Genomic DNA, 19995 nt, shown 5'->3' with positions numbered 1-19995 from the left:
AAACCGCCGAACCGAGCGGAGCCGACCCACTCACCACGACCTGTGCCCCCAGCGGCCCGGCTGCCGCCGACTACGCCCGCCCGTCAACACCGCCCTTTCGCGGCGGCCACGGGAAGAAACCACTCGTCCGGGCGACGTATTCGGCGTAGCCGGGCCGCTGCGCCATGTGCCGTTCCAGCAGCGGCTTCCCGCTGCCCCGCAGGAGCAGGAAGCTGATGGTCAGCGGGCCGAGCACGGCCAGTACGACGGCGCCCGCCGCCGACGACCAGCGGGCGCCGTCGCACGCCAGCACGTACAGCCCCCACCAGACGCAGAAGTCGCCGAAGTAGTTGGGGTGCCGGGTCCAGCCCCACAGGCCGCGGTCCATCACCTGACCGCGGTGCGCGGGATCGGCCTTGAAGCGGGCGAGCTGGTGGTCGCCGACCGCCTCGAAGACCAGCCCGACCAGGCACAGCGCCGCGCCGACCGCCGCCGCCGGGCCGACGGACCCCGGCAGATAGCAGGCGACCTGCACCGGCAGCGACACCACGCACACCAGCAGACCCTGGAGCAGGTAGACGATCCGGAAGGCGTACCCGTTGCGGCGGTCGGCCGGGACCTTGGACAGCATCTTCTCGTAGCGAGGATCCTCGCCGTGGCCACGGCCGCGCCAGGCGATGTGCCCGGCCAGCCGCAGCCCCCACACCACGGTCAGGACGAGGACCAGCAGCCGCCGCCCGTCGCCACCGTGCCCCGAGGACAACCCGTACGACACGACGGCGACCGCCGCGAAGGCGGCGCCCCACGCCACGTCGACCACCCGGTGCATGCCCTTGGCCACCGCGACCGCGAAGGTCACCAGCATCACGGCGAGCGCCGCGCCCGCCGCCGCCGCGAGATTCACGCAGAATGCGCCCCACGGAAAGCCGTTCACCGGCCTGCCGCCGAGTCTTCCGCGTGCACGGCACCAGTCGGCCCCGATGCCCCGGTGGCCCCCACCGCCCCCTCCAGCACGAACTGCCGCACATCCAGGTACCCGGACCGGAAACCGGCCTCCGAGTAGGCCAGATAGAACGTCCACAGCCGCCGGAAGACCGCGTCGAAGCCGAGCGCCGCCACCTCGTCCGCGCACCGCGCGAACCGCTCGCGCCACAGCCGCAGCGTCTCCGCGTAGTGCGGTCCGAACGCCTCGGCGCTGACGATCCGCAGCCCGGTGGCCTCGCCGCTCACCTCGGAGATGGCCTCGGCGGAGGGGATCATGCCGCCGGGAAAGACGTACTTGTGGATCCAGGTGAAGGTGGGAAGGCTCACCAGCATCCGGTCGTGCGGCATGGTGATCGCCTGGAGTGCGATCCGGCCGCCGGGCGCGAGCCGCCGCTCCAGGGTGCGGAAATACTCCGGCCAGAACTCGTGGCCGACCGCCTCGATCATCTCGACGCTGACCACCGCGTCGTACTCGCCCTCGACCTCGCGGTAGTCGCGCAGCAGCACCTCGACACGGTCCTGGAGCCCGGCGGCGCGGACCCGTTCCAGCGCCAGTTCACGCTGCTCGCGCGAGAGCGTCACGCTCACCACACGGGCGCCGCGCGATGCCGCGCGCACCGCCAGCTCGCCCCAGCCGGTGCCGATTTCCAACAGCCGGGTGCCGGGACCGACCCCGGCCGCGTCCAGCAGCAGGTCGATCTTACGGTGCTGGGCGGCGGGCAGCAGGTGCTCGTCGGCAGGGAAGCCGCGGAAGACCGCGGAGGAGTACGTCATCGTCTCGTCGAGGAAGAGCGAGAAGAGGTCGTTGGACAGGTCGTAGTGCCGGTGGATGTTGTCGCGCGCGCCCTCGCGGGTGTTGCGCTGCGCTTCCGGCCGCCGCCTGGCCCACGCACCGCGCAGCCGTTGCAGGGACGGCGGTACGAGGGTGGCGACGTTGTCGGCGAAGACCGTGAGCACACCGGTCAGGTCGTCCGCGTCCCACTCCCCGGCCATGTACGACTCGCCGAAGCCGATCAGGCCCTCGGCGCCGATCCGGCGGAAGAAGGACCGCGGGTCGTGCACCCGCATCAGCGGGCCGCCGAGCCCCAGCGTGCGGGCGCCCTCGCCCGCGTCGTCGCCGTCCGGGCCCGCCAGCCGCACCCGCAGCGGCAGCCGTTCCAGCGCCCTGCGGACGAGGAAGGCCGCGACGGCCGCGCGCGCGGCCGAACAGCGGGGCGCCGCCGCGACGTCCGGCCAGCGCTCGGCGTCGACCGCCGCGCGCACCCTGGACGTCGACACGGGCGAGACGGCGGCCCCGGCAGTCACCGGGGCGGCCGGAGTGGATGACACGGTCACCGCATTCCCTCCTGAACGTGATGGCTTGGCCGCGGCCGTACGGGCAGGCCGCGCAGATACAGCAGAACACCGTGGAATCTGATCCCCGCGGAGACGAGGAGCGTCGACCACGGATGGCGTACAGCGGCCCGGAGCAGTCCGGCCGCGGTGGCCGGGCGGCGGTCGCCGCTCACGGTCGCGGTGAAGGGGCGTTTTCCGTCCAGTTCCAGATGGACCGTCACGGAAAGGCGGTTTCCCGGCTCCGGCACTCGCATGCGGTAGTCGCCCTCCACCGGGAAGAACGGGGAGACGTACAGCTCCTTGGCGGTCGAGGCACGGCCCTCGGCGTCCGGCGCCAGCAGATAGCAGTGCCGCTCGCCATAGGTGTTGTGGACCTCCGCGACCACATGGCGGGGCGTGCCGTCACGCGCGTGGCACCAGTACAGGGTCAGTGGGTTGAAGACATGGCCGAGGACACGGGCGTGCGTGAGCATCAGCACGCGGCCGTCCGCGGGGGCCGCCCCCTGCGCGGCGAGGAACCGGTCGAGCCCCGCCCTGACCGTGGGCGCCGTACCGCCGAAGTGGTCCCGCGCCCGGAAACCGGCCAGCGGGCGCAGCGGCAGCGGCAGTCGGGGCATGTGGTCCACGTCGACCAGCCACATATAGGTGCGCATGCGGAAGGAGTGCCGCACGGGGCGGTTACGGGCATGGGCGATCCGACAGTCGTACAGCGAAGGCGCCACCGCCTCCGCCACCACCGGAGCCGTCATGACCACTCCACCCCCAGCGCGCGCGCCGCCGCCACCCCGGAGGCGCAGCCGTCCTCGTGGAAACCCCAGCCGTGGTAGGCGCCCGCGTAGGCGACCACCGGCCCGTTCAGTTGGGGCAGCCGTCGCCGCGCGGCCACCGACTCCGGCGTGTACTGCGGGTGTTCGTACGCCATCCGGTCCCGTACGGCGGAGGGGTCGACCCGGTCGGCGCCGTTGAGCGTCACCACATACGTGTCGGCGCCGTCCAGCCGCTGGAGCCGGTTCATGTCGTAGCTGACCAGGACGGCGTCGGCGTCCGAGGCGCAGGACGGCATCAGGTAGTTCCACGACGCGCGGGCGCCGGACGCGCGCGGCAGCACGCCGGTGTCGGTGTGCAGCAGTGCGGGGTTGACGGTGTACGGGATCGCGCCCAGCACCTCGCGCTCGGCCGCGGTGGGCTCGGCGAGCAGGCTCAGCGCCTGGTGCGGGTGGACGGCGACGACCACCGCGTCGTAGCGCTCGGTGGTGCCGTCCTCGACGATGACCTCGGCGCCGCCGGGGACGCGGCGCAGCGCGGTCACCGGGCTGGAGGTGTGCACGGCGGACACTTCCTTGCCCACCCGCTCGACGTACGTACGGGAGCCGCCGGTGATCGTGCGCCAGGTGGGGGAGTCGCCGACGCTGAGCAGGCCGTGGTGGTCGAGGAAGCGGAAGAGGTAGCGGGCCGGGAAGTCCAGCGCGGTCGCGGGGGAGCAGGACCAGACGGCGGAGACCAGCGGGGTCATGAAGTGCTGGACGAAGTAGGGGGAGTAGCGGCCGTCGGCGAGGAATTCCCGCAGCGTGCGGTCGGTGGCGGCAGCGCGCGCACCCGTGTCCGTATCCGAGCCCGTATCCGCGGGAAAGCCCGAGCCCGCAGAAGAACCCGAGCCCGTATCCGCGGAAGAACCCGAACCCGCGTCGCCGCTCTCCGCGAGCAGCCGCCGCGCCCCGCGGTGGAAGGCCGTGACCTCGGTCAGCATCCGCAGATAGCGGCCCCGCAGCGCGTTGCGCGGCTGCGCGAAGAGCCCGCGCGGCCCGCGGGCCCCGGCGTACTCCAGGCCGCAGCCCTCGCACCGCACCGACATGCTCATCTCGGACTCCTGCGTGGCGACGTCCAGCTCGCGCAGCAGCCGCAGCAGATGCGGATAGGTGCGGGCGTTGTGCACGATGAAGCCGGTGTCGACACTCAGGGACCGGCCGTCGGGGTCGGCCACGTCGTGGGTGTCCGCGTGCCCGCCGAGCCGGTCGTCCGCCTCGTACAGGGACACGTCACTCGCGCGGTGCAGCACATGGGCGGCGGTAAGGCCCGCCACTCCGCTGCCTATCACCGCGATCCGACGTCGTTCGGCCGTCATGCGATCCCCTCGGTCAGTGCTCGATGTCCGGTGACACCCCGTGGTGCCCGGTGGCGCCCCGTGCCCGGTCGGTGTCCGGCGCGGCCGGAACGGCGACCGGCACCGGTGCGCCCTCACTGATCATTCGTGGCCGCCGCCGCCGCGGATTGGTGCGGGAGCGGAACGTTCCGGCGGTGATCTTCACGGTCCCCACCTGCGGCGGAACCCGTCGGTCCGGGGGACGCGGAATCCCGCACCAATCCGCCGGGCGAGTGGCCACGAATGCGGGATGTGACCGACCAGGAGACCATCAGCCCCGGCAGTGCGCTGGAGCCTCATCAGCCACATGGCCCGAGCGCCGCCGGCCGGCTGCTGAGGGTCGTACTCGGCGCGCTGAGCGGCCTGTTGGCCGCTGCCGCGTCGCTCGGTTTCGCCGAACTCGTCGCCGTGGCCGCCCGTCCCGAGGCCAGTCCGGTGACGGCGGTCGGCGGCGCGGTCATCGACCGCACACCGGTGTCCCTGAAGGACTACGCGGTACGGAACTTCGGCACCAACGACAAACTGGTGCTGCAACTGGGCATCGTCGCGATCCTGGCCCTCTTCGCCTTCGTGCTCGGCGTGTTCGCGCTGCGTTTCCGGCGCACGGGCTGCGCGGGCGTGCTGGCCTTCGGCGTCATCGGGGCGGTCGCCGCCTGGAGCCGTCCCGACCACCACCGGCTGGACGCGCTGCCGTCGATCGTCGGCGCGCTGCTCGGAGCGGCGGCGCTGTGGCTGCTGACACAGCGGCTCACGCTCCGCGCCGCACCGGCCGCGCGCGTGCCGGAACAGGCCGCCGCGCCGGAGACACCGACCGCTCCGTCCGCCGTGGAGCGCGCCTCGGAGGACGACGAGGACACCGCCGAGACCCCTCTGCCGCGAACGGAAACGCCCGCCCCGGAGGCCGGGCCCACCTCCCGCCCCGCGTTCGACCGCCGTGGCTTCGTGCTGGCCGCTGCCGCCACGGCTGCCGCGTCCGCGGGTGCGGGAGCCCTGGGCCGTACCCTCAACAACCGTCGCGGCGCCGTCGCGGTGGCCTCACGGAAGGCCATCGCGCTGCCCGCCCCCGCCTCCCGCGCCGCGGCCGTCCCGCGCGGGGCGGACCTGGGAATCCCCGGCCTGAGCGCGTTCACCACGCCGAACGCGAAGTTCTACCGCGTCGACACCGCCCTGGTCGTGCCGAAGATTGACGCCACCACCTGGCGGCTGCGCATCCACGGCATGGGCGTGGGCAAGGAGTTGACGCTCTCCTACGACGACCTGCTGCGCCGTGACCTGATCGAGCGGGACATCACGCTGACCTGCGTGTCCAACCAGGTCGGCGGACCGTACGTCGGCAACGCCCGCTGGATCGGCGTCCGGCTGGCCGATCTGCTGCGCGAGGCGGGGGTACGGCCCCCGTCGCGCGGTGGCACGGCGGACCAGCTGGTGGCGCACTCGGTGGACGGCATGGCCATCGGCTCACCGGTGGAGACCGTGCTCGACGGCCGTGACGCGATGCTCGCGCTCGGCATGAACGGCGAGCCGCTGCCCTTCGCGCACGGCTTCCCCGTCCGCATGCTGGTGCCCGGCCTGTACGGCTATGTGTCGGCCTGCAAGTGGCTGCGCGAACTCGAACTGACCACCTTCGACTCCTACGACGCCTACTGGGTCAAACGCAGCTGGTCGCGCGAGGCGCCGATCAAGACCGAGTCGCGGATCGACACCCCGAAGCCGTTCGCCAGTCCCAAGGCGGGCCGGGTGCCGGTGGCCGGGGTGGCGTGGGCGCAGCACCGGGGCATCGACCGGGTGCAGGTACGGGTCGACGGCGGCCGGTGGCAGACCGCCCGGCTCGCGGACGAGGACAGCACCGACACCTGGCGGCAGTGGCTGTGGGAGTGGGACGCCACGCCCGGCAGTCACACGCTGGAGGTCCGCGCGACGGACCGTGACGGCTACACGCAGACCGACCACCGCGTCGGCACCGTCCCGAACGGCGCGACCGGCTGGCACTCGGTGGTGGTCAGCGTCGACTGACCCGTCGGCGCGCCGACCATCCGACGACCTGTTCGCCTTCGAGCGGCCCGCCGCCCCCCGGACCATCTGCCTCCCCAACTCCCCGCCACAGACGACTTTTCCGCACGCACATGTCGCATAGACCGCACATATAGAGGAGAAAAACCATGTTCAACCTCCGCGCCCGCCGCATCGCCGTCGCCGTGACGGCCGCCGCCGTCCTGCCGCTGGCCCTCAGCGCCTGTTCGAGCGACGACAACAAGAAGGACGACTCGGCGGCGGCGAGCCCGTCCACCTCGGCGAGCGATCCGGCGATGGCGCCCACCAGCGACGCGCCGAGTGACGCCTCGACGAAGGACGCGCCCTTCGGGCCCGGCTGCGCCACCGTGCCCAAGAACGGCGCGGGCAGCTTCGACGGCATGTCCAAGGACCCGGTGGCGACCGCCGCCTCGCACAACCCGGCGCTGTCGACGCTGGTCGCCGCCGTCCAGAAGGCCGGTCTCGTCGACACCCTGAACAACGCCCAGAACATCACCGTCTTCGCGCCGACCAACGACGCCTTCGCGAAGATCCCGAAGGCCGACCTCGACAAGGTCCTCGCCGACAAGGCGATGCTCACCAAGATCCTCACCTACCACGTGGTCGGCGAGCCGGTGAAGGCGCCCGAGGGCCTGTCCAAGGGCACCTACACCACGCTGGAGAAGGGCACCCTGACGACCTCGGGCTCCGGCGAGGCGTACAAGGTCAACGACACGGCGAACGTGGTCTGCGGCAACGTCACCACCGCCAACGCCACCGTGCAGATCATCGACACGGTGCTGATGCCCAAGTAGCCGTTGGAGACCAGGCGTTACGGATCACTCCGGACGGCCCGCGACGACGCGCAGCAGGTGTTCCGCCACGGCGGACATCGCGTCGCGGGCCGGCCGCAGATAGCGCCGCGGGTCGACGACGGCCGGGTCCGCCGCCAGGTGCTCCCGTACCGCCCCGGTGAAGGCGATGTTCAGCGCCGTGCCGATGTTGACCTTCACCATCCCGGCGGCGACGGCCCGCCGCAGCTCGTCGTCCGGCACACCGGACGAGCCGTGCAGCACCAGCGGTACGGGTACGGCCGTGCGCAGCGCGGCTATCAGTTCGTGGTCGAGGCGCGCGGAGCGGTCGGTCATCGCGTGCGAGCTGCCGACCGCGACGGCGAGCGCGTCCACCCCGGTCGCGGCGGTGAAGGCGGCGGCCTCGGCGGGGTCGGTCCGCACGCCGGGCGCGTGCGCCCCGTCCTTGCCCCCGACCTCGCCCAACTCGGCCTCGACCCAGGCGCCCTGGCCGTGCGCCCACTCCACCATCCGCGCGGTGGCCCGCAGATTCTCCTCGTACGGCAGCTTCGACGCGTCGAACATCACCGAGGACGCCCCGGCGGCCACGCCCGCCCGCAGCAGCTCCTCGCTCTCCACATGGTCCAGGTGCAGGGCGACCGGCACCGCCGCGCCCCGCGCGACCGCCGCCGCCCCCGCCAGCACCGGCTCGACCCGGCCCCCGTGGAAGGCCACCGCGTTCTCGCTGATCTGGAGGATCACCGGCAGCCCGGCGGCCTGCGCGGCGGAGGTGATCGCCTCCGCGTGCTCCAGCGTGATGACATTGAACGCGGCGACCCCGTGGCCCGCGGCCCGGGCTGCGGTGACGAGTTCTGCGGTGGCGACGGCAGGCATGGGATTCCTCGGGGTACGTACGGCGGTGCCGGTTTCACGGGTGCGGGCGGCGGTCCGCCGAACAGCGGAGCGCCGCGCGGGGGTTGGCGTCAGGCCAGGACGACGGAACGCGTCAGGTTGCGCGGCCGGTCCGGGTCGTACCCCTTGTTCTCCGCGATGGCCACCGCGAGCCGCTGGACCCGCACCAGGTCGGCCAGCGGGTCGAGCACGGGCGCGCCCGTACCGCCGACCGCGCTCGTACCGCCGTCGGCGGGCGCGGCGGAACCGGCCTCGAGAAGGCCGCCCACGCCCGCGACGTTGTCCGCCAGGCCCTCGGGGAGGGCGCCGAAGGCCCACACCACGCGGCCGGGGCCGGTGATGCTGATCGGGCCGTGCCGGTACTCCATCGCCGGGTAGCTCTCGGTCCAGGCGCCCGCGGCCTCGCGCATCTTCAGCGCGGCCTCCTGCGCCAGGCCGTAGGTCCAGCCGGTGCCGAGGAAGGTGAACTGCTCGGCGGCCGTGACGGTGGTGGGCAGTTCCTGGGCGAGCGCCAGCCGCGCGTCGGCGACGGCCGCGGTCAGGTCGTCGCCGAGGTGGGCGCGCAGCAGCGCGAGCGCGGTGGTGGCGAACCGGGTCTGCACCACCGACTGTTCGTCGGCGAAGTCCAGCACCACGACCTCGTCGGCGGCCTCCATCACCGGCGTGTGCGGGTCGGCGGTGATCGCCGTGACCGCGACGCCCGCCGTACGCAGTCGCTCGCTCGCCCGCAGCACCTCGGTGGTGGTGCCGGAGCGGGTGATCGTCAGCACACGGTCGTAGCCGCGGCCGAAGGGGAACTCCGAGGCCGCGAAGGCGTCGGTCTCGCCGTGGCCGCCCTGTTCGCGCAGCGCCGCGTAGGACTGGGCCATGAACCAGGAGGTGCCGCAGCCGATCACCGCCACCCGCTCGCCGTCGCGCGGCAGCTTTCCGGCCTCGGCGGGAGCGAGATCGGCCGCCCGCTGCCAGCACTCGGGCTGGGAGGCGGTCTCGGTGGTGGTGAGGGACGCGGACATCGGGGCTCCTCGTGCGGTGTGCGAGATACGGCGTGCGAGATGCGACGCGCGGTGCGGATGCGCGATCCTGCTCGAAACGAGCAGCTATCGAGCATAAATGTACACAGAGGAGAGGGCTGGCGGAAGGTCCCGGACTGCGCTAAGGGCGCACGCGGGCGGCGCGCCCCCTGTCCGGCGGCCGAATGAGGCGCGCGTCACACTTCCCGCACCGGATGTCACATCCCGTCGCGCGGTCCGGCTCTCTGGTACGAGGGCGTGAACGGCGGCCGGACCCGACGAAGGCCGAACGGTGAGAACGAGAAGAACGAGGAGGAAACCCTGCCCGAGAGAAAGCTCCGCACGACAGGCAGGGCTCTTCGTCCTCTGTCAATTGCTTTACGCGAGGCCCGAAGCGCTCACGTGGATTCCTTCAGAGCCGCCGCTTCCGTTTTCGCGGCCACACGTTCGAGTAGCTCGTCGAGATCGTATTGCGCGCGTCCGGGACTGCCGTAGCGGGTGATCTTGCCGCGGCTGGCCCATTTCCTGATCGTCGCCTCGGAGACTCCGGCGGCGAGTGCGGCGAGTTGAGTCGGAACAAGCCGACTTCTATTGCGCGGTGGCGGATTCATGCGGCGTCCTCCGGGCGCTGGGATTGTGCTGCCGCTCCCGCAGTGCCGCGCGCGAACTGCCGCGTCTGCTGAATCTGCCGGGATAGCAGAAGCCATTGGTGGGGCTGCCAACTGTGTCCTGCGGTACAGCTCACTTCTCGGGTGCGCCGGCCGTCGGGCGACGACGGCGCCGTGGTCATCGCCGCGCTGCAACCGGAATGGATGCATTGGCCGAGATCCATGCGCAACGCGGGCTGCGTGTAGGCGGACCGGCGCGCGCGGTGCGTTATCTCGGAGATCTCCTCCGCGAAGTCCGCGGCGGTCGGGTGCGCGAGCAGCCAGTTGAGGTGGACGACGAGGAAGTCGGCCATCTCCTCCGGCTGCCTGCGGACCGGCTTGCGGACGGCGCGCTCCTCGGCGACCATCGCCGCCCACGAGGCCAGGAACCCGACGATGCCGGACCGGGCGGTGATCGCCGCCTCGTCCAGCCGTATTCCGGTCGACTGCCTGCTGCCGCTGACCCGTTGGAGAGTCGGGTTGCGGCGCGGATGGAGCACCGACTCGCAGTCGTCGTAGATCTCCGGCAGCTCCATCAGATTCGCCTTGAGATCGTGGTAGCACGAGGTGCACAGACGCAGCCCCGGGGCCGCTGTGCGGCGCGGTCGCGACCCGTGCGGCACGGTGCCGCATTTTTGGCCCACACATGGAGATGAATTCATTTGGTCACCCGTTGGTCATGATGTCGGAAGGTGGCTGTCGCAGTGCGAACTCGTCGATCGACTCGATGACCGAGGGGAGTGCGCCCTGTTCAGGACATGCCGAAAGTCGTCGTCGGTGCAGGTGAGCGACGTCCCGTCGGAACATGGCCGTGCATCGGCTGCCTCCGACGGAATGGCGCACCGTCAGCGGCGACCGCTGGATCCGGAACCTGTCGACGTACTCCAGGCGCGAGGGAACTACTCAGTGGAACGCCTGGACCATCTCAACGCAGTGCTGAACGCAGTGCAGAACGGTCGGCGAGGGCCGGGCCGACCGGATATACCGCGAGCAGCGGTGCTCGCGGGCTCCACAGACCAGTGGGGCCCATGGGGCACGCCGGATCATGGAGGTGTGCGTCGTGAGTGGATCGCACCGGTACGGGATGATGTGGGGCGCGCGTGTGCCGTGGCGTCGCCTAAGCGGGACGTCATCGTCCGTGCCACGCGGGACGGGGCCCGCCGCGCCGTCGAATCAACGGCCGAATCGACCGTCGAGTCGCCGGAGCGTGCGCGGACCTGGCCGGCCTCCGCGTCCGAGCAGTGGCTCGGGCGGAGACGGATGACGGTGCCCTGGGCCGTGCCCGGGACCGTTCGTAAAGCTGGATCCCCGCCGGTCGCCCGAGGGTGACCTGGAGAAACGCTCCCGTGGCGCCATGAGGTGACCGGCTCATCCACCGTGCCTGAAGCACCCCGGCACGAGACCGAGGTTACCGGCGATCGGAAACGCCGTGGTGGCCGTGATGAGTCCAGTTGGGCCTGTCGCGTTAAATCCGTGTTCATAACGATCCGGAACCCCCGCTCCCGAGTCATGTACGGCTTACAGCATACGGATGTTCGCGTTTGGCAGGCGACGATACAGGCAAACGCAGGAGCCGTCCACACCTGATCTACCTGCGACGATCACGCTCCACGCGGCCCTGACCGGCGGCTCATTGACGAGAATGCCGCCTCGTAAAATGTGACTACACGCTAGCGTGACGCCGTCGTGAACCCGCGAACAATCACCATCTGACAGCGCGTCAGGCTCCATGGTCATTCGGGTCCGGAGTGTTCCGAAATGCTCGATGTTGAGGCGATGCTATGAGGATCATCGGACTTCATCGGTGTCACGCAAATTCGAGGGGCACTGCAACCATCTTTCCCGACCGCATAGTCCCGACCCGTCGATGAACTGCGCAAACAGCCGGCTGACCAAGTGAAGTTGACATCGGCGGCAAGAGACTGTCACGATACTTCCGGCGGCCGAGGTATGCCCGGATCCGGGCAGCAGTGAGACCCCGGACGCCGCAATCACACTCAGATCACCGAGCCCCGCGTGCGCTGTGCAGCCGCGGGGCTTCGTCATGGGCGGCCACGCCGTCACCGACCGCCCGCCACCGGCACCGCGAAAGGCCGAAAGGAGCCTGCGGCGCATGGACAGGATCGGTTTTGTCTTCCCCGGCCAGGGTTCGCAGAAGGTGGGAATGGGGCTCGACCTCGCCGGAGAGCATCCGGATCTGGTCGGCCCCTACTACCGCACCGCGGACGAGATTCTCGGCCTTCCACTGTCCCGGCTGTGCTGGGAGGGACCCGCCGAGGTCCTCCGGGACACCTCGATCACCCAGCCCGCGATCTTCCTGACCAGCCTGTGCACCTGGCAGAGCCTGCGTCCGCGCGGTCTCGCCCCCGACATCGTCGCGGGTCACAGCCTCGGCGAATACACCGCGCTGGTCGCCGCGGGCGTCCTCGAATGGACCGACGCCCTCCGACTCGTACGGCTGCGCGGCCAGTTGATGGCCGCGGTCAACGCACGCGTGCCCGGCGCCATGGCGGCCGTACTCGGCCTGCCGCTCGAGGACGTCGAGGCCATCTGCGCACAGGCCGCCACCGGCACCGGCCAGATCGTCGAGATCGCCAACGACAACGAACCGGCGCAGGCGGTCGTCTCGGGCCAGGCCGAAGCCGTCCAATGGGTGATGGCCGCCGCCAAGGACGCCGGCGCGCGCCGGGCGGTCCCCCTCGAAGTCGGCGCGCCTTTCCATTGCAGTCTCATGAGCGAGATCGAGGACGAATTCGCGGCGGCCCTGGACGCGGTGGAATTCCGCGATCCGGTGGTCGAGACGATCTCGTCCGTCACCGCGGCGCCGGTCACCACCGCCGCCGAGGCGCGTACCGCGCTCAAACGCCAGCTCACCGGCCGGGTCCGCTGGACCGAAACCGTGGCCGGAATGTCGGAGGCGGGCGTGGACCGCTTCATCGAGATCGGACCCGGAAAGGTACTCGGCGGCCTGTGCCGCCGGATCGCCCCGGCAGCACGGGTGTTCGCGACATTCGATTCACGGCAGTGTGCCTCGACTCTCGATGCGCTCGCATTCGCGGCCGGAGGTTGACCGGAGACTCGCAAGCAGTCCAAGGAACCGATCAGGCCCAGGTCGCAGTCGGACCTGAGCGTCACAAAGGGCGGACCCATGAGCCGGATAGACCTTCTGAAGCCTCATATACCAGCCCCACGTGCGTCCGCAAACGTCAATCGCACCGAGATACGTACCGCATCGCCGGTACGGGGAGTGCCGGGGCCGTCCGTGAGCTGGCGGGTACTTGTGGTGGAACCTCATGCAGACGACGCCGAATCCCTGGTCAGGGGGTTACGGCGGCACGGACACGAGGTCGCGTCGGTCGGCACGGGCGGCGCGGCACTCCAGACGTACGAGGACGCGGACCTGGTCCTGCTCGACCTCGACCTGCCCGACCTGGACGGACTCGAGGTCTGCCGGAGCATCCGGTCGGTCTGCGACGTGGCGGTCATCGCCGTCACCGCGCGCGGCACCGAACTCGACCGGGTGCTCGGCCTCCAGGCAGGCGCCGACGACTACCTCGTCAAGCCGTACGGCTTCCGCGAGTTGATGGCCCGGATGGACGCGGTCATGCGCCGCGCCCGCCCGGAACCCGCCTCCGCGCGGGTCATCTCCTGCGGACCGCTGCGGATCGACGCCGGATCGCGCGAAGTGCGGCTCGGCGGACGGCATATAGATGTGACCCGTAAGGAATTCGACGTGCTCTACCTGCTGGCCTCGCACCCGGACATCGTCATCACCCGGAAGCGGCTCATGCAGCAGGTGTGGGGTGACTCGTGGTCCCGGCGGACCGTCGACACCCATGTCAGCAGCCTCCGGACGAAGCTGGGCGCCAAGGAGTGGATCGTCACCGTCCGCGGTGTCGGATTCCGGCTCGGTCTGGGGCTCGAACGGTCCGGGTCCTCCGCATGAGCCGCGCGGCCGTGCGGTGCGAAGGACACGAATGCGGTACGCGGCAGGCCGAGCCCCGCGACGGGGGCCGGCACCCCGGCCGTCCGGTCGGCGGGAACCGGCTGTGCGCCGCCTGCCACCGTCGGCTGACCACCGGCATCGGCATGCTCCCCGAGCTGTACCGGGACTGCGAGCGGGTGCTGGGCGGCGCCGCGGCCAAGGGGCTGCGCGAACGCACCAGCGGCGGCCCGCTGCCCGGCATGCCGTTCAACCCGGCGGCGGCCGAGACGCGCGCCGCGATCCTCGGGGTGCTCGGCTCCTGGAGCGGCCTGATCGCCCAGCAGCGCGGGCTCGTACCGCCCGAGCGGTCCGTCGGCACCCTGTCGGTGTTCCTGCTGCGGCACGCCGACTGGCTGGCCGGGCACCCGGCCGTCGCCGAGGCCACCCGCGAGGTGGCCCGGCTGGTCAGCAGGGCCCGCCGCGTCGCCCACCCCGAGCAGATCCGCCGGATCGCGCTGGGCGACTGCGTCGAACCCGGCTGCGAGGGGCGGCTGTCCGCCGTCGTACGCGTCGGGGCGACCGCCGCGCACCCGGCCGTGCAGTGCGACGCCCAGGCCGGGCACACCTGGGCCGGGCACCAACTCACCCATCTGCGCCGCCTGATGCCCGCCGAGGACACGGCCCAGGGCACAGCGGCCGACACCTCCGCCGGCACCTCCGCCGGTCCCGCCGCCGTCACCCCCGCCGTCGCCGAGCGCTGGCTCACCGCCGCCGACATCTCGCGGCTGTGGAGCACCCCGGTCGGCACGGTCTACCGGCTGGCCAGCGAGCAGAGCTGGCGCCGCAGGCACGGCTCGGGCCGCACTTACTACTCGGAGGCCGACGCACACGCGTGCTTCAGCCGCCGCGCCGAGCGATCTGCCGAACGATCCCGCTAGGACGGCCTGTTTCGACGACCAGCGGACGACCCCTCCATCACTCCCATCACCAGGAGCGAACGATGCACAGCACGTTGATAGTCGCGCGCATGCTGCCGCAGTCCGCGGAGGACGTGGCCCGGATCTTCGGGGAATTCGACCAGACCGGGATGCCCGACCTGATGGGCACCCGTCGACGGGAGCTCTTCTCCTACAACGGCCTCTACTTCCACCTCCAGGACTTCGACACGGAGGCCGGTAACACGACCATCGAACAGACCAAGGACCACCCGCTCTTTGTGCAGGTCAGCGCCGACCTGAAGCCGCACATCGAGGCCTACAACCCGGCGACCTGGCGGTCGCCGAAGGACGCGATGGCCACGCGTTTCTATCACTGGGCCAAGTCCGAGTGACGGACCTGATCTCAAGCCTGTCCTCAAGAATTCACGAAATTCCGAAGGGAGCGGCGTCCACATGGGACGGCGAGTGGTGATAACCGGCATTGGGGTCGTGGCGCCGGGGGGTGTCGGCGTGAAGGACTTCTGGAGTCTGCTGAGCGACGGCCGAACCGCGACCAGAGGCATCACGTTTTTCGATCCCGCCCCGTTCCGTTCCCGCGTCGCGGCCGAGGTCGATTTCGACCCGGAGGCACTGGGACTGAGCCCGCAGGAGATCCGCCGCATGGACCGCGCCGCGCAGTTCGCGGTGGTCACGGCCGCGGAGGCGCTCGCGGGCAGCGGACTGGAGATGTCCGACCTGGACCCGTACCGGACCGGGGTGACCGTCGGCAGCGCCGTCGGCGCGACGATGGGCCTGGACCAGGAGTACCGCGTCACGAGTGACGGCGGGCGTCTCGACCTCAACGACCACCGGTACGCGGTACCGCATCTGTACGACTTCTTCGTGCCCAGCTCCTTCGCCAGCGAAGTGGCCTGGTCCACCGGGGCCGAGGGCCCGGCGACGGTGGTCTCCACCGGCTGCACCTCCGGCCTGGACTCGGTGGGCTACGCGACCGAGCTGATCCGCGAGGGCAGCGTCGACGTGATGATCGCGGGCGCCACCGACGCCCCGATCTCCCCGATCACCGTGGCCTGCTTCGACGCCATCAAGGCCACCACCTCGCGCAACGACGACCCCGAGCACGCCTCGCGGCCGTTCGACAACTCCCGCAACGGCTTCGTCCTCGGCGAGGGTTCCGCGATGTTCGTGCTGGAGGAGTACGAGGCGGCCAAGGCGCGCGGCGCGCACATCTACTGCGAGATCGCCGGGTACGCCACCCGCTCCAACGCCTTCCACATGACGGGTCTGCGGCCCGAGGGCCTGGAGATGGCCGAGGCCATCAGGACGGCCCTGGACGAGGCGCGGATGAACCCCGACGAGATCGACTACGTCAACGCGCACGGCTCGGGCACCAAGCAGAACGACCGCCACGAGACCGCCGCCGTCAAGCGCACGCTGGGCGACCACGCGTACCGGACGCCGATGAGCTCCATCAAGTCGATGGTCGGGCACTCGCTCGGCGCGATCGGCTCGATCGAGATCGCCGCGTCCGCGCTGGCCATCGAGAACAACCTGGTCCCGCCGACGGCCAATCTGCACGAGCCGGACCCGCAGTGCGACCTGGACTACGTACCGCTCAAGGCCAGGGAGTGGACCACCGACGCCGTGCTCAGCGTCGGCAGCGGCTTCGGCGGCTTCCAGAGCGCGATGGTGCTGCGGAGGGCGGCATGACCACTTCCGAAGGCACGGCCGCTTCCGCGGACACGACCGCTTCCACGGGCCCGACCGCTTCCGAAAGTACGGCCGCCTCCTCTGGCGCCGCCAGTTCCGTCGTCGTCACCGGTATCGGCGTCACCGCGCCCAACGGACTGGGCACCGAGGAGTTCTGGGCCGCGACGCTCGCGGGGAAGAACGGCATCGGACCCGTCCAGCGGTTCGACGCCACCGGCTACCCCGCCAAACTCGCCGGTGAGGTACCGGGCTTCGTCGCCACGGACTACCTGCCGAGCCGGCTGATCCCGCAGACCGACCACATGACCAGGCTCGCCCTGGTCGCGGCCGACTGGGCGCTGGCCGACGCGGGCGTGAAGCTCGACGAGTGGAAACAGTTCGACATGGGCGTCATCACCGCCAGCTCCTCCGGCGGTTTCGAATTCGGCCAGAACGAACTCCAGAAGCTGTGGTCCAAGGGCGGCCAGCACGTCAGCGCGTACCAGTCCTTCGCCTGGTTCTACGCGGTCAACACCGGCCAGATCTCCATCCGCAACGGCATGCAGGGCCCCAGCGGGGTCGTCGTCTCCGACCAGGCGGGCGGCCTCGACGCGCTCGCGCAGGCCAGGCGGCAGATCCGCAAGGGCACCCGGCTGATCGTCTCCGGCGGCGTCGACGGCTCGATCTGCCCCTGGGGCTGGATCGCGCAGGTCGCCGCGGGACGGCTCACCGACAGCGACGACCCGGACAAGGCGTACCGGCCCTTCGCCGCGGACGCCGACGGCTATGTGCCCGGCGAGGGCGGCGCGCTGCTGATCCTGGAGGACGCCGGGTCCGCGCGGGAGCGCGGCGCCAAGGTCTACGGGGAGATCGCCGGATACGCCTCGACCTTCGACCCCAGGCCCGGCAGCGGCCGGGAGCCCGGCCTTCGGCGGGCCGTCGAGGCGGCGCTGGCCGACGCGGGCCTGACGGCGGGCGACATCGACGTCGTCTTCGCCGACGCGGCGGCCGTCCCCGAACTGGACCGCGCGGAGGCCGACGCGATCACCGCGGTCTTCGGACCGCGCGGCGTGCCGGTCACCGCGCCCAAGACGATGACCGGACGGCTCTACTCAGGAGCCGCGTCGCTCGACACGGCCGCCGCGCTGCTGTCGATCAGGGACGGGGTCATCCCGCCCACCACCCATGTCGCCCCCGCCCCCGAGTACGACCTCGACCTGGTGGTCGACCGGCCCAGGACCGCGCCGGTGAACGCCGCGCTGGTGCTGGCCAGGGGCTACGGCGGCTTCAACTCGGCGATGGTCGTGCGCGGAGCAGCCCGGTGACGGGCCCGCGCACCGCCGTCGCCACACCTCAGGAAGGGACCGAGATGGCCGGACCGGAACTCACGATCGAAGACCTCAAGCGCATCCTCCGGGAAGCCGCGGGCGAGAGCGAGGGCATCGACCTGGACGGCGACATCCTCGACCAGACCTTCGAGGACCTCGGCTACGACTCGCTGGCGCTGCTGGAGACCGGCAGCCGGATCGAGCGCGAGCACGGGATCGAGCTGGAGGACACCTCCATCACCGTCGTCGAGACGCCGCGGGCGCTGCTCGCCGTCGTCAACGAGCAACTCGCCGCGGAACACGCGGCCTGACGCTCCCCCCGCCCGGTGCCGCCGCCGTGCTCCAAAGGCGCGGCGGCGGCACCGGCCAGCCCCCACGTACAGCCCCCACGTACAGCGCACCCGTCCAGCCCACACGCCCAGACCACACGTACAGCGCACATGAACGCAGCACTTGAAGAGCGCACGTGAACGCAGCACATGTACGCAGCCGAGCGGTACCGAGTCGGAGGAGCAGTCATGTCGGCAGAGGGACAGCGGGTCGCTCTCGTCACCGGGGCCACCAGCGGAATCGGGCTCGCCGTCACCAGGGCGCTGGCCGCACAGGGACACCAGGTGTTCATCTGCGCGCGGACGCCCGAGAGCGTGGAAGTGACCGTCAAGGAACTACGGGACGAGGGCCTGGACGTCGACGGCACCGCCTGCGACGTCAAGTCGGGCGACGACATCAAGGCGTTCGTGCTCGCCGCCGTGGAGCGGTACGGGCCGGTCGACGTCCTGGTCAACAACGCGGGCCGCAGCGGCGGCGGCGTCACCGCCGACATCGACGACGAGCTGTGGTTCGACGTCGTCAACACCAACCTCAACAGCGTCTTCCTGATGACGCGCGAGGTGCTCAACACCGGCGGCATGCGGTACCGCGACCGCGGCCGGATCATCAACATCGCCTCCACCGCCGGGAAGCAGGGTGTGGTGCTCGGCGCCCCGTACTCCGCCTCCAAGCACGGCGTCGTCGGTTTCACCAAGGCCCTGGGCAACGAGCTGGCGCCGACCGGGATCACGGTCAACGCGGTCTGCCCCGGCTACGTCGAGACGCCGATGGCCGCGCGGGTCCGGCAGGGCTACGCGGCGGCCTACTCGACCACCGAGGGCGAGATCCTCCAGAAGTTCCAGTCCAAGATCCCGCTCGGCCGCTACTCCACGCCCGAGGAGGTCGCGGGCCTGGTCGGCTACCTGGCCACCGACACCGCGGCGTCGATCACCGCGCAGGCCATCAACGTGTGCGGCGGCCTCGGCAACTTCTGATCCGCCGCCACCGACCCCGTCCTACGACGTCCGACTCGCGTGAGGGGAACGAGAATGACGCAGACTGGCCACCGCGAGGTGGAGCACGAGATCACGGTGAACGCCCCGGCCGCCGCGGTGTACCGGCTGATCGCCGAGGTGGAGAACTGGCCGCGGATCTTCCCGCCGACCGTTTTCGTCGACCATGTGGAGCGCTCGGAGAACGAGGAGCGCATCCGCATCTGGGCCACCGCCAACGGCGCGGCCAAGAACTGGACGTCGCGCCGCGTCCTGGACCCGCGGGCGCTGCGGATCGAATTCCGCCAGGAGGTCTCGGCGCCGCCGGTCGCGGCGATGGGCGGCACCTGGGTGATCGAGCCCGTGTCCGACACCGAGTCGCGGGTGCGGCTGCTGCACGACTACCGCGCCATCGACGACAAGCCGGACGATCTCGCCTGGATCGACGAGGCCGTGGACCGCAACAGCCGCTCCGAACTGGCCGCGCTCAAGACCAACGTCGAACTGGTCGTCGGCTCCGCGGACGAACTCCTGCTGTCCTTCGCCGACACCGTCCACATCGACGGATCGGCCAAGGACGTCTACGACTTCATCAACGAGGCGCAGCTCTGGAAGGAGCGGCTGCCGCACGTGGCGCGGGTCTCGCTGGAGGAGGAGACGCCGGGACTGCAGATCCTGGAGATGGACACCCTCACCAAGGACGGCTCCTCGCACACCACCAAGTCGGTGCGCGTGACCTTCCCGCACAGCAGGATCGTCTACAAGCAGATCACCCTGCCCGCGCTGATGACGCTGCACACCGGCTACTGGCTGTTCGAGGAGGAGGGCGACGGCGTCGCCGCCACCTCCCAGCACACCGTGGTGATCAACACCGCGAACATCACCAAGATCCTCGGCCCGGACGCCGGGGTCGCCGAGGCGCGCGCCTTCGTGCAGAACGCGCTGAGCACCAACAGCCGGGCCACCCTGGGCCACGCCAAGGACTACGCCGAGGGCCGGCGCTGAG

The 19995-nt window shown here is 71.0% G+C and carries 19 protein-coding genes; 11 read left to right on the top strand and 8 right to left on the bottom strand.

Features of this window, described 5'->3' with window-relative positions; all coding sequences use genetic code 11:
- Positions 1 to 70: 70 nt before the first annotated feature.
- Genes ACIOC1_RS11805 through ACIOC1_RS11790 form a run of 4 tightly spaced genes read right to left on the bottom strand, consistent with a single transcriptional unit; the run spans position 71 to position 4420 of the window.
- Positions 71 to 913 carry a DUF1295 domain-containing protein gene (locus tag ACIOC1_RS11805; RefSeq protein ID WP_401853545.1) on the bottom strand — a complete coding sequence of 281 codons (843 nt, stop codon included), beginning with the start codon at positions 911 to 913 and terminating at the stop codon, positions 71 to 73.
- A complete protein-coding gene (locus ACIOC1_RS11800) occupies positions 910 to 2241 on the bottom strand; it encodes a class I SAM-dependent methyltransferase (protein WP_401853662.1) in 1332 nt (443 codons plus the stop codon). The genes ACIOC1_RS11805 and ACIOC1_RS11800 overlap by 4 nt, the downstream gene beginning before the upstream one ends.
- A gap of 53 nt (positions 2242 to 2294) precedes the next feature.
- A complete protein-coding gene (locus tag ACIOC1_RS11795) occupies positions 2295 to 3047 on the bottom strand; it encodes a DUF1365 domain-containing protein (RefSeq protein WP_401853542.1) in 753 nt (250 codons plus the stop codon).
- Positions 3044 to 4420, bottom strand: a complete 1377-nt coding sequence (locus ACIOC1_RS11790) for an NAD(P)/FAD-dependent oxidoreductase (protein WP_401853539.1) — start codon at positions 4418 to 4420, stop codon at positions 3044 to 3046. Before ACIOC1_RS11790 ends, ACIOC1_RS11795 begins: the two co-directional genes overlap by 4 nt.
- Positions 4421 to 4681: 261 nt before the next feature.
- On the opposite strand from ACIOC1_RS11790, the gene ACIOC1_RS11785 reads away from it, so the two are divergent.
- Together ACIOC1_RS11785 and ACIOC1_RS11780 are read left to right on the top strand one after the other, a co-directional pair.
- On the top strand, positions 4682 to 6451 hold the full coding sequence (locus tag ACIOC1_RS11785) for a sulfite oxidase (RefSeq protein WP_401853536.1): 1770 nt from the start codon (positions 4682 to 4684) through the stop codon (positions 6449 to 6451).
- 146 nt (positions 6452 to 6597) lie between these two features.
- Positions 6598 to 7263 carry a fasciclin domain-containing protein gene (locus ACIOC1_RS11780; RefSeq protein WP_391046862.1) on the top strand — a complete coding sequence of 222 codons (666 nt, stop codon included), beginning with the start codon at positions 6598 to 6600 and terminating at the stop codon, positions 7261 to 7263.
- Positions 7264 to 7287: 24 nt separating this feature from the next.
- Here ACIOC1_RS11780 and ACIOC1_RS11775 read toward each other — a convergent pair whose 3' ends face one another.
- From ACIOC1_RS11775 to ACIOC1_RS11760, 4 genes are all read right to left on the bottom strand, one after another.
- Positions 7288 to 8133 carry a class II fructose-bisphosphate aldolase gene (locus tag ACIOC1_RS11775; protein WP_355337055.1) on the bottom strand — a complete coding sequence of 282 codons (846 nt, stop codon included), beginning with the start codon at positions 8131 to 8133 and terminating at the stop codon, positions 7288 to 7290.
- Between the two features lie 89 nt (positions 8134 to 8222).
- On the bottom strand, positions 8223 to 9164 hold the full coding sequence (locus ACIOC1_RS11770) for an SIS domain-containing protein (protein WP_401853532.1): 942 nt from the start codon (positions 9162 to 9164) through the stop codon (positions 8223 to 8225).
- Positions 9165 to 9559: 395 nt separating this feature from the next.
- Positions 9560 to 9772, bottom strand: a complete 213-nt coding sequence (locus tag ACIOC1_RS11765) for a MerR family transcriptional regulator (RefSeq protein WP_188280336.1) — start codon at positions 9770 to 9772, stop codon at positions 9560 to 9562.
- A complete protein-coding gene (locus tag ACIOC1_RS11760) occupies positions 9769 to 10344 on the bottom strand; it encodes a hypothetical protein (RefSeq protein ID WP_355337059.1) in 576 nt (191 codons plus the stop codon). Before ACIOC1_RS11760 ends, ACIOC1_RS11765 begins: the two co-directional genes overlap by 4 nt.
- A gap of 1577 nt (positions 10345 to 11921) precedes the next feature.
- Here ACIOC1_RS11760 and fabD point away from each other — a divergent pair.
- The 9 genes from fabD to ACIOC1_RS11715 all read left to right on the top strand — a co-directional run bounded on the left by fabD (position 11922) and on the right by ACIOC1_RS11715 (position 19994).
- Positions 11922 to 12878 (top strand): ACP S-malonyltransferase, encoded by a 957-nt coding sequence (gene fabD / locus ACIOC1_RS11755; protein WP_355337061.1) that lies wholly within the window; start codon positions 11922 to 11924, stop codon positions 12876 to 12878.
- Between the two features lie 78 nt (positions 12879 to 12956).
- On the top strand, positions 12957 to 13754 hold the full coding sequence (locus ACIOC1_RS11750; protein WP_355337063.1) for a response regulator transcription factor: 798 nt from the start codon (positions 12957 to 12959) through the stop codon (positions 13752 to 13754).
- Positions 13751 to 14671: a hypothetical protein gene (locus tag ACIOC1_RS11745; RefSeq protein ID WP_401853528.1), complete on the top strand. Its 921-nt coding sequence runs from the start codon at positions 13751 to 13753 to the stop codon at positions 14669 to 14671. The genes ACIOC1_RS11750 and ACIOC1_RS11745 overlap by 4 nt, the downstream gene beginning before the upstream one ends.
- A 62-nt stretch (positions 14672 to 14733) precedes the next feature.
- Positions 14734 to 15063 (top strand): TcmI family type II polyketide cyclase, encoded by a 330-nt coding sequence (locus tag ACIOC1_RS11740; RefSeq protein ID WP_355337067.1) that lies wholly within the window; start codon positions 14734 to 14736, stop codon positions 15061 to 15063.
- A 61-nt stretch (positions 15064 to 15124) separates the two neighbouring features.
- Entirely contained in the window at positions 15125 to 16381 is a 1257-nt protein-coding gene (locus ACIOC1_RS11735; protein WP_188280342.1) for a beta-ketoacyl synthase, read from the top strand.
- Positions 16378 to 17685 carry a ketosynthase chain-length factor gene (locus ACIOC1_RS11730; RefSeq protein ID WP_401853524.1) on the top strand — a complete coding sequence of 436 codons (1308 nt, stop codon included), beginning with the start codon at positions 16378 to 16380 and terminating at the stop codon, positions 17683 to 17685. The genes ACIOC1_RS11735 and ACIOC1_RS11730 overlap by 4 nt, the downstream gene beginning before the upstream one ends.
- 44 nt (positions 17686 to 17729) lie before the next feature.
- Entirely contained in the window at positions 17730 to 17999 is a 270-nt protein-coding gene (locus ACIOC1_RS11725) for an acyl carrier protein (protein WP_355337071.1), read from the top strand.
- A gap of 207 nt (positions 18000 to 18206) precedes the next feature.
- Positions 18207 to 18992, top strand: coding sequence for a 3-oxoacyl-ACP reductase FabG (gene fabG / locus ACIOC1_RS11720; RefSeq protein ID WP_188280345.1), 786 nt, complete (start codon positions 18207 to 18209; stop codon positions 18990 to 18992).
- A gap of 54 nt (positions 18993 to 19046) precedes the next feature.
- Positions 19047 to 19994, top strand: a complete 948-nt coding sequence (locus tag ACIOC1_RS11715) for an aromatase/cyclase (protein WP_355337074.1) — start codon at positions 19047 to 19049, stop codon at positions 19992 to 19994.
- Position 19995: the final 1 nt, after the last annotated feature.

This window comes from Streptomyces sp. NPDC088197, assembly GCF_044741185.1.
GTDB lineage: Bacteria > Actinomycetota > Actinomycetes > Streptomycetales > Streptomycetaceae > Actinacidiphila.
Note: the sequence above shows the minus strand (reverse complement) of the source record. Positions and strands in the feature narration are given on the sequence as shown.